A 16,798-nucleotide genomic window follows, 5' to 3' on the forward strand; every position below is an offset into this window, starting at 1 on the left:
TATGCTCCGACTCAGGAACCTCCTTGTCACGGCTGCCGCTGTTTTAGCAGTCCTCTGCTGCGGTAGCCTCACCTATACTTCGGATGATCACCGTCCGCCTAACCTTATTGTTATTTTTTGTGATGATCTGGGCTACGGCGACCTGAGGAGCTACGGCCACCCCACCATTGCAACGCCCCACCTGGACCAAATGGCCCGGGAAGGCATGTTGTTTACCCAATTTTACAGTGCTTCACCGGCCTGTACTGCGAGCCGGTATGCGTTGCTCACCGGGCGGTATCCGGTCCGTTCGGGCTTTGACTGGGTGCTGTACCCCAAATCGGAGCGCGGGCTACACCCCAAAGAGCATACGCTGGCAGAAGGGCTGAAAACAGCCGGGTACCGGACCGGTTGCTTCGGTAAATGGCACCTGGGCTCCACAAAACCTGAATACCTGCCGCTGCAAAATGGCTTTGATGCCTACGTCGGGCTACCTTACAGTAATGATATGATCCCACCGAAGTGGCCCGATATTGCCCTGCTTTCCGGTAACGACACCTTAGGGATGAACCCTGATCAGTCTCTGCTTACCGGGTTGTATACACAGGTGGCTCTCGACTTTATGCAACAGGATGATGCAGCACCTTTTTTTGTTTATCTGCCCTTCGCTATGCCGCACGTGCCGCTGTACCCCGGGGAAGCGTTTGAGGGTCATTCCCGTGCAGGCACCTACGGCGATGTGGTAGAAGAAATTGATGATGCAGTAGGGCAGATACGTTCAGCATTGGATCAAGCCGGCCTTGCGGAAAATACATTAATTCTGTTCACCAGTGACAACGGCCCCTGGATTATCAAAGGCGCCGACGGGGGCTCTGCCGGTCATCTGCGGGATGGTAAAGGGAGCACCTGGGAAGGCGGCATGCGGGTGCCCGGCATTGCCTGCTGGCCAGGAACGATAGCGCCCGGGCAGGTACAGCGCGCACCGGTCAATACAATGGACTGCTATACCACGTTGCTGCAATTGGCGGGGCAGGATTTACCCGAAGACCGGTTAGTAGACGGTCAAAACCTGTTACCACTTTTGAGAGGGGATACCTTGGCCGACCGTCCGTTTTTCTACTACGGGCCGGGCAATCAGCTTCAGTCGGTACGAAAAGGGCCCTGGAAATTACACCAAATCACTTCCAGTCAGACGGGCATTGACTATTTCGATGGGCAATTACCGTTGCTGTTCAACCTGGATGAGGACCCGGGCGAGCGTTTTGACCGGGCGGTGGAGTATCCGGAGGTGGTGGCCGAGCTGCAACTATTGCTGAAGGCTCAGGCTGCCGCTACTGAAAAGGAAGGTACCTATTGGGATTAACATGGATATATTAGAGTTTATGGATGTAGGTTTCGTATGCTTCTTTTTATGAGGGTATGAAAAGGGAGCATTGGCTTTTTCATAGCCCGGTGCGGGTAATGGTCGAAAAATTAGTGGTTACGTTGACCCGTTGCTCTACTCCTAATTGAGTGAAGTTTTACGGAGGATTACCGTTTGAATATTGTCAAGACTTGGAGCTTGTAGGAAAAGACTAAGAGTATGTTTAGAGCTCGTTGCTATTGCAAATCAACGCTTTATGAACCCCGCAGAAATGTGGGGCAAGCTCTGACTTTCTCACTAAATTTTCATTTAGCCCGCTAAACTCAAATTTAGTGACTTTGCCAGAACCATAAATCCTTGATTTTCATGGCGAAACCGCTCCAAACATGCTCTAAAAAAGGTAAAAAACCTTCTAAAATAGCATTCTTGAGAACCGGGAATTATATTTTTTCATTGGTTTTACTACTGTTGCTGCAAACGGATGTAGTTGGGCAGTATGCTTTTCGCCATATCAACAAGAGAGATGGCCTCTCTCAAAATTCAGTATTCTGTATTGAACAGGATAATCACGGGTTTATATGGTTGGGTACCCGGGATGGCCTTAATCGTTATGATGGCTACAAGATGGTGGTTTACCGTCATCAGGATGGAGATTCCACTTCAGTGGCTGGTAATGATATTCGTTGTCTCTATTTCGACAAGCAACATCAGGTGCTTTGGGTAGGGACTTCGAACGGGTTGAGCTGGTACCGGTCCAATAAAGACGATTTTGTCAGCTATGTTGCCGGGAGTTCGTCCGGGCAACTTTTGGGAGGCTCAATCCGGTCTGTAATTAGGGATCGTCAGGGGCGTTTGTGGGTTGGTACCAATCGGGGTTTGCACTTATTTGACGATGAGCAAGAGCGCTTTCAGGTGATCAGAAGTGAGGCAGGTGCTACAGGTGCGATTTCTTCCAATAACATTAAGGTCATTTATGAAGATCTTGAAGGGCAGATTTGGATTGGGACGGAGAATGGGTTGAATCGGCTCGTCCGTCATCAAGATAGTCTCTTCATATTTGAACGGGTCTTGGATAGTACCCCGGTAAAACTTTCCGGGCAGCATATCAAAACGATTACACAAGGCATAGATCGTACGTACTGGATCGGCACCCATAGTCAGGGGCTTTTCAGGTGGGATGCAAAGGCTAACAAGCTCAAACAGTACCGCCATCAAAAAGGGGAAGCTCACTCGTTAAGCCATGATAATGTTCGAACGGTGCAATTGAGCCCGGACGGCAATATCTTGGTTGGGACTTTTGTGGGGCTTAATCGTTATCGCCCGGAGACAGACGATTTTGAAGTTGTCCTTAATGATAGTCAGGAGCAGAACAGTCTGAGCAACAGTTCGGTACGTTCTGTTTTTTTTGATCATCGCGGTAGCATGTGGGTGGGTACGTATTATGGAGGGGTAGATTACTACGACCAGCAAATCAACCGTTTTCGGAATTTGGAACAGCATCCCGATGGCAAAGGGTTGAGCCATGGAGTGGTGAGTTCTTTTTGGGAGAATGATGACGGTAGTTTATGGATTGGGACTGAGGGAGGAGGGCTTAATCTGTTCAACCGAGAAACGGGGCGCGTCACTTACCTGACTACTGATACTAAGCTGAGTGGGAACAATGTAAAAACTTTGCTGGAAGCCCGGGGGGATTTGTGGATTGGATTCTTTTCAGAAGGATTGGACCGGTTGGATTTAGAAACAGGTGAAATCAAGAACTACCATTTCCAGCCAAGTCAGTCTAACGGTTTGCCCAGTGATAATGTTTACGGGCTTTTGTCTGCTGGCAATGAGCTTTGGATAGCCTCTTATGGCGGAGGAGTATCCCGAATGCATATGGAGACGGAACAGTTCCAGACCTTCCAGCATGACCCTGAGGATTCCGAGAGCCTTTGCTCTGACCTCACGAGGGTGCTTTTCCGGGACAAGGCAGGGCAATACTGGGTGGGGACAGACGAGGGGCTCGATTGTTTTGTGCCAGACTCGTTGGCGCCGACGCAGAAATTCCGTCATTTCCTCTCTGGCAGTGAGATATATGCATTATGTCAAAGCAAAAATGGCCACATTTGGGTAGGCACCTATTCTGACGGGCTTTTTCAAATGGGTGAAGATGGAGCCATCATTCAGCAGTTTACCGAAGAACTCGGCTTGCCCGGGCATACCATTTTTGGCATTCTGGAGGGAGGAGACGGTCATATCTGGCTGAGCACCAACAATGGCCTTGCTAAATTAGACCGACGGGATAATACCTTTACTGCTTATAATTATTCTGATGGCATCCGAAACCTGGAGTTCAATTTTAATGCTTATTATAAAACCAGTACCGGGGAGTTGTTGTTCGGAGGGACCAAAGGTGCGACTTTATTCAAGCCAGAGGATATACGCCTGAATACTTTCGTGCCCCCATTGGTGTTTACAGGGCTGAAGTCTTTTAATCAGCCCGTAAAGGTAGGCGGTGAACAAGGGCTTTTAGATCAGGCAATCAATCATACCGCTTCCCTTGCATTCGCCTACAACCGGGCTAATTTTTCTTTGAATTTTTCGGCATTAGATTATCTCAACCCCAGCAATAACAATTATGTGTACAAGCTGGATGGGGTAGATGACGAATGGACCTTTGCTAAAGGTGAAACAGAAGCCACTTATACCCTTCAGCGCCCGGGAACTTATCTGTTTCGCCTGCGGGGCGCTAATAACGACGGGGTCTGGAACCCCATGGAGCGGCATATTAGCATTGAGGTGCTCCCCCCGCCCTGGCGCACAAACTGGGCTTATCTGGGCTATTTACTGGTCTTTGCATTGATTCTTTTGGGGATGTTTCGTTTTCTGCGGCTGCGGCATCAGCTTGATATGGAAGCACTGGAAAAACGTCAACAGGAAGAGTTGCACCAGGCAAAATTACGCTTTTTCACCAATATTGCTCACGAATTCAGGACACCGCTCACTTTGATTATCGGCCCACTAGAGGATTTGGTCCGGGAGCAGCTTGCAGTGCCTATTCACCGCAAACTGGTCTCCGTGGAGTACAATGCAAAGCGGTTGCTGTACCTGGTCAATCAACTGCTCAACTTCCGAAAACTGGAAACTGACCATGAGCACATGCAGGCTGCAGAGGGTAATATTGTTCGGTTTTTGCAGGAAATTTATTTGTCCTTTCAGGAGCATGCCCGAAGCAGGCGCATTACCTATGATTTTCATACCGAAGCTGACCCTGTGTATTTGTATTACGACCGTGATAAGATGGAGAAGGTGATTTTTAACCTCCTGTCCAATGCATTCAAGTTTACACCCGAGGGGGGGCGTATTGCGCTGCGGTTGGAGAAGGAGGCGGGCGCCGTTGTGGTTATTGTAGAAGATAGTGGCAAAGGGGTACCTGCTGAACTACACGAACAGATCTTTAAGCGATTTTATGAGAAAGAAGCGACATTCAGGCACTCCTTCAAGGGTACGGGCATCGGGCTCGCCGTCTCGCGGCAATTAGTGAAAATGCATCATGGTACGATCAGCCTTGAAAGTGAAGAAGGTCAGGGGGCTGTTTTTAAAGTTCGGTTACCCTTAGGGATGGAGCATCTTGAAGAGAAGGAACTAATCAGGGGGTTTCAGGACAGTGAGGATATCCGGCAATACACTGCTATTTCAGAAAAGCCGGTGCCCAGCCAATCTAAGCCTTTGTCACCTGGCAACGCCGGGCTTTCCAGTGCTGCGCCACTTTTGCTCATCGTGGAGGACAACGAAGAGGTCCGCTCATTTATCGAAGGGATATTCAAAACGGAGTACCGGTTACTGAGCGCAGTCAACGGCGAAGAGGGCTTAGTCAAGGCGGCCAAAACAGCCCCTGATTTAGTGATCAGTGATGTAATGATGCCAAAAATGGATGGTATCACTCTTTGCCGGAAACTGAAAACGGACCTGAGTACCAGCCATATCCCTGTATTGCTGCTTACCGCCCGCACAGGCCTGATTTTTAAATTGGAAGGACTGGAGACAGGAGCCGATGATTACCTGACTAAACCTTTTAGCCCTAAAGAACTCAAACTGAGGGTTCGAAACCTCCTGTCAGTGCGACAAAAACTGAGGGAAAAGTTTGAGCGGATTAGTAACCTGTCCCCAAAAGAAATAGCTGTGACTTCAGCGGATGAGCAGTTCCTCGACCTGGCCCTTCAGGTTTCAGAGGAACAAATGGGCAATGCAGATTTTACTGTCGAGGACTTTGCCCGGGCATTAAATGTAAGCCGCCCTTTGTTATTTATCAAAATCAAGGCACTGACCAACCTGACTCCCAACAACTTCCTTAAGGAAATCCGGCTAAAGCGTGCTGCACAGCTCCTAAAACAGCAAAAGTTAAACATATCCGAAGTGGCCTATCAGGTTGGCTTTCGAGATCCCCGCTACTTTAGCAAATGTTTTCAAAAGTCTTTCGGGCAAACCCCAACCGCCTTTACGGAAAACTTTTCGCCTCCGGGAAACTGAGGTAGTAAGAGCAACTTTTACGTTTCGAATCTAAGGTGCCTGGGCAATTTAGAGCATGTTGGGATTTTCGTGACCGGTCTGTCCCGCTTCCTGAAAGGGGACACTTTACTGCCTGTGTCTCGTCGCCTGTGGGCTTTGGCCACCGGAGACTGAAGTGCTCGACACGCAGGCAGGTTTGCTTGTACTTCGTTCCGGAAATCCTTCCCGCTTTTTGAACTCAAAAAGCGGGAAGGATTTCCGTGCCCCGTCTAATCAGAAAATTGCTGGTTTTCGGCTAGAAGACCAAAATCCTAAAACGCTCTGAATAGAAGACTAGAGACAAAGCGAAATTGTAATCAATTTAATGTATTGTAAATGAGAGCGTTAGATTTTTGACCCCCTAGTTTTAGATTTTTATTGAGATCCCTTGCAGTAACTTAGAAGCCGTTCAATGAGCAAAAAATCATTAGGAAAGGTTTTGCCTTTTTAAACTGTTTACTGCATGAAACACCTATTAAATGCTTTCTGGGTTCTATTCTTTCTGGGCGTGTTCTGTTGTGCAATTCCAAGCCTTCAGGCACAGTCTGGAGTCATCACCGGTACAGTTTTGGACTTACAGGAAGGTACCGGGCTCCCTGGAGCTAATGTCTATATAGAGGGTTCTGGTACAGGTACGGTTACAGATATTGACGGCAGGTTCCTGCTCAACAACGTTCCTGCCGGGCCTCAGGTGCTGGTTGTATCATTTATTAGCTACAGTACGGTACATCAGGATATTGTGGTAACAGCGGGAGAAGTTAGAGATATCAAGGTAGAGATGAAACCAGAAGCCTTTTTGGGCGAAGAAATCGTGGTGACCGCTCAGGCACGAGGGCAGGTGAAAGCCATCAATCAGCAGTTGTCCTCCGAGTCTATTGCGAATATTGTTTCCGCGGACCGCATTCAGGAGCTTCCTGATGTAAATGCAGCAGAGGCTATTGCCCGCCTCCCGGGTATCGGCATCAACCGTAGCGGGGGCGAGGGGCAAAAGATCGTAATCCGGGGTATGGAGCCGAAGTTTGCTGCAATCACAGTCAATGGCGTGAGCCTGCCATCGAATTCGGGTACGGACCGTTCTGTTGATCTCTCGCTGATTTCTCCGGAGTTGCTCGATGGTATTGAGGTATTTAAATCCCCTCTGCCGGATATGGATGCCGAGGCGATAGGAGGTACAGTCAACCTTAAGTTGCGAAAAGCCCCTAAGGAATTCCGTATGCTTGCAAAAGCACTGGGCGGATATAATGAGCTCAATAATGACCCCCGGGACTACAAGGGCGTGCTGCAGCTAAGCCGGCGGGTTCTCAAAAACAAACTGGGGTTTGTCGTACAGGGGGGCGTGGAGCGCTTTAACCGGGGTGGGGATATTCTGACCAACACATGGTCACGGGGCCAAACAGATGACTCTACGGGTATCACAGAAATTTTGGGTAATACGCTGCGGCTCGAGAACCGGCAGGAAATCCGGCGCCGGTACAACGGAAGCCTGAGCATGGACTATGATTTGGGAAAAAGCACCTTTTCTTTCTTTGGCTTGTACAGTCGTACTGAAAGAGACCGCTTTTATATGCAAGAACGGTATGTGCCTTCGGAGCCCGCTATTGAATACTGGGGGCGCAATATTGAAAATGCGCTGGATTTGTATTCGCTGCAGCTAAATGGTGAGCACAGCCTTGGTCCATTTATCCTGGACTGGACGGTTTCCAATTCTGAAACACAGGGCGAGACCCCGCTGGATTTCAGTATGCGTTTTGTGAATTACAGCCAGGTATTTGACAGTGGCCTGGATGCGACCGGCCCACCCCCAACTTACCTGGGAAGTGCACAGCATGATCTCTCCCGGACGCTACTGCGTAGCAATGGGCAGGAAGCCAGCAGCACCTATGAGGGTACCCGAACCGCAGTTGTAAACCTCAAACTACCTTTCAAACTCAACGAACGCCTTGATGGCTACCTGAAGGTGGGAGGTAAGTATAAAGCCATCAGCCGGGAGCGGGATGTCAGCCGTCAGGCAGAGGACTTTTACTACCTGGGCGCAGAGTCGGCTAAGCAAGCTGTGGCCGCTTATGATGGCAACCTGACCTTTTTGCCTGGCAACCAAAACCTTATTAGCTTACTAAGCTTTGCGGAAGAGACCAATGACATAAACTTTGAAGATGCTGATGGCCGTGAGATAGGGCTCAACGCCAGCCTTAGCCCTGATCTGATGCGCGACTGGTATAACACACAAGCTCCACTGCTGAATAACGACCGCACAGTACTGGTGGATAACTACGGTGTAGACGAGACGGTAGCAGCAGGCTATGTGATGCTAAAGCTTAATATTGGTAATCTTTCGGTTATACCCGGGTTCCGCTATGAGCGCTCGGATAACGAATACAGAGGCGGTATTTCCTCGATCAATGGTTGGTATGGGGTCAATGGTTTTTTCCGGGACACCACTACCTTTCAACAGTATGATGAATTCCTGCCGCACCTGCACCTGAAATACCAGGCTGCGAAGTGGCTGGACATCCGGGCTTCGGTAGCGCAGACCCTTGCCCGGCCTGACTTTATTTATATTACTCCACGAGTGCAGATTGATGACAATAGCGCCGTTATCACGGCAGGTAATCCGGATTTACAGTATGCGAAAGCCACCAATTACGACCTGTTCTTTAGCGCCTACAAAGGTGGACTTGGCCTGTTTACCTTTGGGGTATTCTATAAAAACGTTGACAATATCTTCTTCCCATGGCGTACTAATCTGGTTGATCAGGAAACAGCTGATGCTTTTGGTTACCCGGAATACAGAGGGTACGAATTCAGCTCTTTCATCAATTCTGAGCAGTCGAGTGTATATGGCTACGAGATTGACCTGCAGAGCTATCTGGGCTTCCTGCCTGAGCCATTCAACGGTATCGTGCTGAATGCCAATTATTCCAGGCTTTACTCGCAGACGGATGTATTCTTCCTAACTTCTGAGACACGGCTGGTCATCCCTGTGCCGCCGGTTTTTGAAACGACATTCACCAACTCCTCCCGGGAAGTGAACATGCCTAGCCAGGCCCCGCACATTTTGCGGCTATCGGTGGGCTATGATTATAGAAAATTCTCAGCCCGGGTCTCCGGTGCTTATCAGGGTACCAAGGCTAATGGCTATTCGATTAATAAAGACTTCGATACGTTCACCTTGGGCTTCTGGCGCTGGGATGCATCCATAAAACAACGCTTCGGTAATGGCTGGAGCGCTTTCCTGAACCTCAACAACTTTACGAATCAACAGGATATCACCTTTACACGGGTGGAGGCCTTCCGTAATACCGTAGAAACCTATGGGTTTACCGCTACGCTGGGCTTACAGTTCCGTATTTAATCAAAAAGCCGGGTGGGTAATTCAAAATCCCCCCTTGCCCTTTCTGAACAGACCAATTTTTAATCTTTCAAAATTCATTAGTGTCATGAAAAAAATCTACTTACTAAGTATCCTATTTTTAGGTCTCGGATTTATCTCCAACGCACAACGTTTTGTGCTCATTGAAGCCAGTGCTGACCCCGCCAACCCCGCTAATATTTTCCCGGTCATCATGGGCGATACCACCGCTAACGGCGATCGAGTAGACAACAACACTGTTTATCAACTGGAAAACGGTCAGGTTTATGTTTCCTCCGGTCGCCTGGTTAACAAACCGGAATGGCCTCTGCAGATACAAGCCGTCGATTTACAAGATACGGAAAACAAAGCGATCATAACCCGGATCCCCAATGCCAGTGGAGATTACCAGGATATTATGCGAGCGGAAGGGGATGTTACTTTCCTAAACTTATGGATTATTGCGGGAGAGGTTGGCCCACTTGAGCTGCATGACTGGGGCCGTATGCGAATCCTTGGCGAAGGCAGTCGTGTAATTGTCCGGGATTGCATTATTGAAAAAGAACGGGGTGGGTTCCTGCAAATGCGTGCCAATAACGTAAAGTGCTATGTCGAAAATTCTATTCTCCGCAATGGTGGCAACCGCCGCGTCTTACAAGGCAACGGGCGGGGAATTGATGCACGTGACTTTTACTTTGATACCCTAGTGGTGCGTAATACTATTGTCCACAATATTCAGGACCGCTTCTTCCGCTCGCAGGGTGGATCGCAGCCACACAACTACATTGAGATTGACCACTGTACGTCTTTCAATACTATTGGTCGGCACGGCCACATTCAGCTGGGCCGCATATTGACAGCCAAAATTACGAATAACCTGTTCATAAATCCTATTATGCTTGGCTCAAGCCCAATCTATACGGATGAGCAGACGCAGCCAGACGGGGACCTGCATAAAGTCATTACTGTTGATACGCTTTATGAAGGCACTGACCTTGAGATTTCTGCGAATAATATCTTCTGGACAGAGGATGTAACCGACTACTGGGCGAGCAACGATACGGTTTCTGCACCAGGTGTCCTCTCCCAACTAATTGAAGAGCACCTCGGCAGCGAGGTGGGGAATGCCTTTTTCCAAGAGCAACTGGAACTAAACAACGTACCGGAGCGTATCCTGCAGTACGTCATTGACCTCTACAATGACCCGAGCTCAATAAATATGTATGACTTCATCGTAGAAGATGTAGCTGTAGCAGGTACTCCATTTGATTCCGGTAACCTTTTTGATTTCTCAGAATTCGCCCCCTGCTACAGTCCGAATACGGAGTCGGCTACTGCCAGTACAAACGGTGGCGCAGTAGGTGCAGTAGGCGGATGCGAAGAGCTGATCAACAGCACCACAGAAGTATTGAATTCAAGCCTGCAGCTCACCGCACAGCCTAACCCGACTGCCGGTGCAACGACTTTCCGTTATACGCTTGATCAGAGCAGTCAGGTGGCACTCTCGCTGCATAGCCTGAGTGGGCAAAAAGTGGCTACTGTTTTCAGTGGGTATCAGGTTGCCGGAGAGCAATATGTGGAATGGGGCCCCGTTCAGGCAATGCCGGCTGGTCTTTACATTGCGCGCCTCCAAACTGAAGAAGGTGTCATGGCACTTAAAATGATTGTACGGTAGAGGCGATAAAAAGGAGAAATAGTCTACCGTACTAATCGGTTTATATCTTTAGTAGCATTGTATAAAAAGGCAATTTCCTGCCCTGCTGGTGGAAGTGGGGCAGGATTGTCTAACAAGTTGCAAGTAACCATACACTATACTGCTACCGTAGTGGCAGCAATGGGTAGCCTCTTGCCGCTATAATTCAAGTCAGATGAAGATGTTTAAATCATGGCTGGTTGCCGGCCTCTTGGGAGCGTTGTATGCTTGCTCGGCTACCGTGCCTGTAAACAAAGGGCAGGAGGCCGCAATATACCGAAAGACGCTGGATCAACTGACAGAAAAGGCGATCAGCTATCTAGAGGTGATGCCTGCGGATTCTACTGCCATCCCAAGAGCACTAAGCCCGGATGGTACTCTGCACAAAACAACTTCAAGAGACTGGACGAGCGGATTTTATGCAGGGGAGCTTTGGATGCTTTATGATTACAGTGGCAAAGGGCTTTTAAAAGAGGCAGCACAAGCGTGGACCGCTTTTAATGCTAAGGAACAATGGGATACGCATACTCATGATCTGGGCTTCAAAATTTATTGCAGCTTTGGGCATGGGTACCAAATTACGGCAGACGAAGCTTATAAAGAGGTGATAGTCAATGCTTCCCGTACCCTTATCAAGCGGTTCGACCCCAAAGTTGGCTGTATCCGGTCCTGGGATTTTAACTCGGATATTTGGCATTTCCCTGTTATCGTCGACAATCTGATGAACCTGGAGATGTTGTTTGCCTCCAGCAGGCTCACCGGTGATTCTTCGTTTTTTAATATTGCCAACAGCCACGCCCAAACCACTCTGGTCAATCACATCCGGGCAGACCACAGTTCCTACCATGTTATTGACTTTGATCCTGAAACGGGCCAGCAGCGCCTGAAAGATACCCATCAGGGAGCAGCGAAGGAGTCGAGCTGGGCAAGAGGGCAGGCCTGGAACCTCTACGGCTTTGCTATGGCTTACCGGGAAACCCAGGCTCCACAATTTTTGGAACAAGCCCGGGGTGTGGCGGCTTATATTTACGAACACCCTAATATGCCGAAAGACCAGGTGCCTTACTGGGATTTTGAAGCCCCACATATTCCAAATGAGCCCAGAGACGTATCAGCGGCAGCTATCAATGCCTGTGGTTTGCTTATCCTCGCAGAACAAAACCCTGAATACGCAAGCCAGTATCTCAAATGGGCAGATGCGACCCTGGCTTCACTAGCTCAGGAACGGTATCAATCCGAAACACCGCCTTTTTTATTGAAGCACAGCGTTGGTAGTATACCCGGGAATTTTGAGGTGGATGTACCTATTATTTATGCAGATTATTACTATGTAGAGGCTTTATTGCGCCGGCTGGCCTTTGCAGAAAAAGCGAATAAATGAAGTGTTTTGGTTTCTTTACCGGGCTTCTGCTTCTGTCCAGTTTAGGACTGGCACAGAGGCAGATGTGCCCTTTTAACGATGCCTGGGCCTACCTGGAAAACGGACAGGTAGAGCTTCCAGAGCAACTGCCAAACGATGGCTGGAGGCCTGTCACCCTTCCGCATACCTGGAATCAGTGGGACGCAACGGATATACTGCCGGGATATCGAAGGAACGCAAGTTGGTACAAACGAACCCTCGTTCTCAGCCAAATACCGAAGGGCCAATGCTTGCTCCGTTTTGAAGCGGCCAATACTAAAGCCTGGGTTTATGTCAACCAACAGCTTGCAGGCTTGCATATTGGGGGGTATCTGGGCTTTGAGGTGGATATTACCCCTTTTCTGGCTCCCGGAGAAAATAGTATAGCCGTCCGGGTAGACAATAGCTACGACCCGGAGCTCATCCCTTCACAAAAAGCCGACTTCTTTATCTATGGTGGCCTCACCCGTGATGTTTGGCTGGTGCAGCGCCCGAAGGTACATTTACATCAGCTAATGGTGCAAACCCCGGTGGTGAACTCGCAGTTTGCTGAGACGGTAGCCCGTGTACAATTAAAGGCATTGACTCCCGAAAAAGTGAAGGGGAGGTTGCATTGCTGGCTGGAAGATACTGCTGGCCAACGAGTAGCAGAAGCTACGTTGGCTATTGATCAGGAGCTATCCGCCGAACACCTGGAACTCAGGCTGAGCACGCTGAAGTCACCCAAACTTTGGTCGCCGGGGCAGCCCTATCTGTATCGCTTACAGATGGCTTATGAGCCAGACAGCGGGCAGGCAGACACCTTGGAGGCAAGTGTAGGCTACCGCTGGTATCGTTTCGAGCCGTACGGCGCATTTTACCTCAACGGGGAGCGCTTACTTTTACGCGGTACTCACCGCCATGAAGAGCACGCAGGTTATGGTGCCGCCATGCCGAATGCCCTGCACCGCAGGGATATGGAAGCTATAAAAGAAATGGGGGGCAATTTTGTCCGCCTGGGGCATTATCCACAGGATCCCGAAGTCTATAAGGCTTGTGATGAGCTGGGGCTGATTGTATGGGATGAACTGCCGTGGTGCCGTGGAGGCATCGGCCCTGAGGCCTGGCAAGTCAATACCCGAAATCTACTCCGGGAACAAATCCTTCAAAATTATAATCACCCCAGTATCTTTTTCTGGTCGCTCGGCAATGAAATCTATTGGCTACCGGATTTTCCCGATGGTGGGGATACCACCCGGCTAAATACCTTTTTGTCAGAATTACACGCCCTTGCGCATGATCTGGACCCCGGGCGAATGACGGCCATCCGCAAGTATTACGCCGGAGCGGGTTTGGTAGACGTTTTTTCTCCGTCTATTTGGTCAGGTTGGTACGCTGGTGTTTATACCAATTATGAAGCTTCCCTGATAAAGGAACGCAAGCGCTATCCACAGTTTTTGCATATGGAATACGGTGGCTCGAGCCATGTGGGGCGACATACAGAAACTCCGGTTACCGGAGACGGGATGCTGAGGGCAGATGCCTGGGCGGAAACGCCGAATCAGGTCAATATCAAAAATATTGCTCAACAGGGTGACTGGACCGAGAACTACATCGTTGATCTTTTCGACTGGCACCTGAGTGTCAGCGAGTCTACCGATTGGTTTGGCGGCAATGCGCAGTGGGCGTTCAAGGATTTTGGTACTCCGCTCCGTCCGGAAAATGCCATTCCTTACCTCAACCAAAAGGGATTGACAGACCGCGCTGGCCACCCCAAGGATGCCTATTATGTATTTAAAAGTTACTGGGCAGAAAAGCCCTTTGCTTACATTGAATCCAAAAGCTGGACGAACCGGATAGGGCCGGAAGGCCAGCCTCGGGAAATCTGCGTATTTAGCAATGGAGGAATCGTAGAGCTTTGGCTAAATGGAGTTTCTCTCGGGCAGCGGGAGCGTCAAGTTGGTAACTTCCCTGCCAACAATCTTCGTTGGCCCGTGCTGTTCCATGAAGGAAAGAATGTGCTTAAAGCTGTAGCCTACCGGGAGGGGCAGGTAGTCGCCCGTGACTCTATGTCGGTCAATTATTACTATGAACAACCAGGGGCGCCTGCCAAAGTGGAGTTGACTTCAAAGCCTTTGCCCAATGGCAATTGGCTCGTGGAAGCCCATATGACTGATCAAAAAGGGCGCCGGGTCCTCAACTACGAGGAGCGAATGTACTTCTCCGCGGACGGCCCTTCCCGGTTATTAGTTAATTATGGCACCCCAACGCGCAGTCAGGTACTGGAAATGGCGAACGGCTATGCAGCAATAGAGTTGCAACCCTATCCCGGGAAAACCGTCATCGAAGCGCGCAATCAGGATTTCAAAGGAGCTTATCTTTTGCTGAGTTTTTCAACAACGGATTTATCCCAACAGCCTAAAATATTCAGCAATGAGGAGTAAAACAATACTGGTGTTTTTTATAGCTCTATCCCAGGTTGTAGCCGCACAGCAATCCCTGAATATCCTTTTTCAGGATGAAGAGGGGTTCCTGCGGTATCGCTCGGATCCCCGTAATAACTATATTCCTGACTTTAGCCAGGCAGGCTATAAAAATGGTGAGCAGCCTTTGCCTGAAGTACCGGTAGCAATGGCCATCGGACCAGTTGCAGGGGATAATACTGCGCATATTCAAGCGGCACTGGATCAGGTTGGTGCAATGCCGCTTGGGGCCGATGGTTTCCGCGGCACGCTTCTGCTGGAGGCTGGACTGTATCCGATAGCTGGCATCATTGTTATCAACCACAGTGGAGTCATCCTGAGAGGCGTAGGGCAGGGGGAAGACCCTGCTCAAAATACGGTGCTGTTCGCCACCGGCAACAGTCCTGCTGACAGAGATGTCATTCAGGCTGGGGCAGTCCCAGGTACAAATTGGAATACGGAGGTACCTGGCACCCGCTCTGTTGTAACAAGCACAATGGTACCTGCGGGTTCCCGATCATTGGAAGTGGCAGCTCCTGAGTTATACAGCGAGGGCGATGTGGTGATCGTTTATCAACCCAGTACTTCCGAATGGCTGGCTGATATCAATTTTGGGGATACTGCTGCTGATCAGCCGTGGGCTCCGGGAGAGATTGACCTCTACTTCAAAAGAACGATTACCGGAGTAGATTTTCAGGAGCGCAAAATAACACTGGATGTCCCCGTTTTTGACCGTTTGGAACGGGTTCTGGCGGAGACAGAGGTTTACACCCTGGATGAACCCGGACTTCGATGGGGTATAGGGATTGAACAGTTGCGTATAGAAATCGAAACCAATAGCCCGCTGAGCACGAACCACGCCCGGAATGCAATCCGGTTTATTGGTGTGGAGGATTGCTGGGTAAAGGAGGTGACTGCCCTGCATTTCAGCTACGCTGCGGTAGATATGACCTACGCAGACCGGGTAACGGTACAGGGATGCTCGGGTCTGCAACCCCATTCACCGATAGATGGCGGGTGGCGGTATAATTTTGCAGTTAGCGCTTTTTCAAACAACATTCTCTTCCTGGATTGCCACGCGACTCAGGGGCGGCACGCTTATGTATCTAACGGGACGAGCTCGGTATCTAATATCGTGTTCCATAACTGTTCCTCTGCGGAAGATTACAACACTATCGAAGGTCACCGTCGTTGGAGTCAGGGGCTTTTATATGATAATCTGGTAATTACACAGCCGAATACCACAAATGTACTTGGGTTGTACAACCGGGGGAGTTTTGGTACAGGCCATGGCTGGTCAGCCGTTTATAGCGTAGCCTGGAATGTACAGATGCCTGCCGGGAACCGGCTGTTACTGCAGCGCCCTCCCAAGCGGCAAAATTACGCTATTGGTTGCCAGGCGATTGTGACAGAAAATCATCAGTTTGTACATCCAAAGGGTTATGAAGAAGGCACGGGTGAAGTCCTGGCTATTCCATCCCTTTATGCAGCACAGTTGGAGCAACGAACAACGAGAGGGTTACCTCCTGATGCTCCAGCCCGGCTTGAAGCAGCCTTTACCGGAGGGGAAGTAACGTTGTCCTGGCTGGATATCGCCGCCCGGGAGACGGGCTACGTTGTGGAAGTGTCCTATGATGATGAAGAGACTTTTGAGGTAATCGGTACACTGCCTGCAGATGCGGACAGCTTTACGGATACGAATACAGCTGACTTTGGAGGCATCTTGTCTTATCGGGTTTTCGCTACTGGCGATTGCCCCTCGCCTTATTCCAATATTGCAAAAGCGGCTACGGTTACCAGTACCAGGGAATCAAAGTCGGTGGCAGTGGTGTCCGTTTTTCCCAATCCGGTTAATAATATCGCTACCATACATAGTACAAAAGGGCTTGTCTGTTCTGTGAGGGCCTTTAACTCAGCCATGCAACAACAGCCAACCGGGGTGAGCAATAGTACGATTGACTGTTCAACCTGGAGTCCGGGTTTATTCCTGATTGAAATCATCCTTTCAGACGGGACCATGTATTGGCAGAAACTTCTAAAAAACTAA

General features: G+C 49.6%; 7 protein-coding genes. All 7 read left to right on the forward strand.

Translation table 11 applies throughout. From position 1 onward, the window contains the following. The first annotated feature begins 1 nt into the window (after position 1). Positions 2-1,342 carry a sulfatase family protein gene (locus RIC19_RS06855; RefSeq protein ID WP_350177557.1) on the forward strand — a complete coding sequence of 447 codons (1,341 nt, stop codon included), beginning with the start codon at positions 2-4 and terminating at the stop codon, positions 1,340-1,342. A gap of 426 nt (positions 1,343-1,768) precedes the next feature. After that, on the forward strand, positions 1,769-5,851 hold the full coding sequence (locus tag RIC19_RS06860; RefSeq protein WP_350177558.1) for a hybrid sensor histidine kinase/response regulator transcription factor: 4,083 nt from the start codon (positions 1,769-1,771) through the stop codon (positions 5,849-5,851). Positions 5,852-6,332: 481 nt separating this feature from the next. Then, the gene (locus RIC19_RS06865; protein WP_350177559.1) at positions 6,333-9,221 is read left to right on the forward strand and encodes a TonB-dependent receptor; all 2,889 of its coding nucleotides are present in this window, start codon (positions 6,333-6,335) and stop codon (positions 9,219-9,221) included. A gap of 85 nt (positions 9,222-9,306) precedes the next feature. Continuing rightward, the gene (locus RIC19_RS06870; RefSeq protein WP_350177560.1) at positions 9,307-10,893 is read left to right on the forward strand and encodes a T9SS type A sorting domain-containing protein; all 1,587 of its coding nucleotides are present in this window, start codon (positions 9,307-9,309) and stop codon (positions 10,891-10,893) included. A 199-nt stretch (positions 10,894-11,092) separates the two neighbouring features. Further along, positions 11,093-12,292 carry a glycoside hydrolase family 88 protein gene (locus RIC19_RS06875; protein WP_350177561.1) on the forward strand — a complete coding sequence of 400 codons (1,200 nt, stop codon included), beginning with the start codon at positions 11,093-11,095 and terminating at the stop codon, positions 12,290-12,292. Continuing rightward, a complete protein-coding gene (locus RIC19_RS06880; RefSeq protein ID WP_350177562.1) occupies positions 12,289-14,733 on the forward strand; it encodes a glycoside hydrolase family 2 protein in 2,445 nt (814 codons plus the stop codon). The genes RIC19_RS06875 and RIC19_RS06880 overlap by 4 nt, the downstream gene beginning before the upstream one ends. After that, a complete protein-coding gene (locus RIC19_RS06885; protein ID WP_350177563.1) occupies positions 14,723-16,798 on the forward strand; it encodes a T9SS type A sorting domain-containing protein in 2,076 nt (691 codons plus the stop codon). Before RIC19_RS06880 ends, RIC19_RS06885 begins: the two co-directional genes overlap by 11 nt.

The organism is Phaeodactylibacter sp., from assembly GCF_040219495.1.
Classification (GTDB): domain Bacteria; phylum Bacteroidota; class Bacteroidia; order Chitinophagales; family Saprospiraceae; genus Phaeodactylibacter.

Coding starts and splice junctions, on each gene's coding strand:
- RIC19_RS06885 (WP_350177563.1), top strand. CDS start 14,723: ATGAGGAGTAAAACAATACTGGTGTTTTTTATAGCTCTATCCCAGGTT.
- RIC19_RS06870 (WP_350177560.1), top strand. CDS start 9,307: ATGAAAAAAATCTACTTACTAAGTATCCTATTTTTAGGTCTCGGATTT.
- RIC19_RS06865 (WP_350177559.1), top strand. CDS start 6,333: ATGAAACACCTATTAAATGCTTTCTGGGTTCTATTCTTTCTGGGCGTG.
- RIC19_RS06875 (WP_350177561.1), top strand. CDS start 11,093: ATGTTTAAATCATGGCTGGTTGCCGGCCTCTTGGGAGCGTTGTATGCT.
- RIC19_RS06855 (WP_350177557.1), top strand. CDS start 2: ATGCTCCGACTCAGGAACCTCCTTGTCACGGCTGCCGCTGTTTTAGCA.
- RIC19_RS06880 (WP_350177562.1), top strand. CDS start 12,289: ATGAAGTGTTTTGGTTTCTTTACCGGGCTTCTGCTTCTGTCCAGTTTA.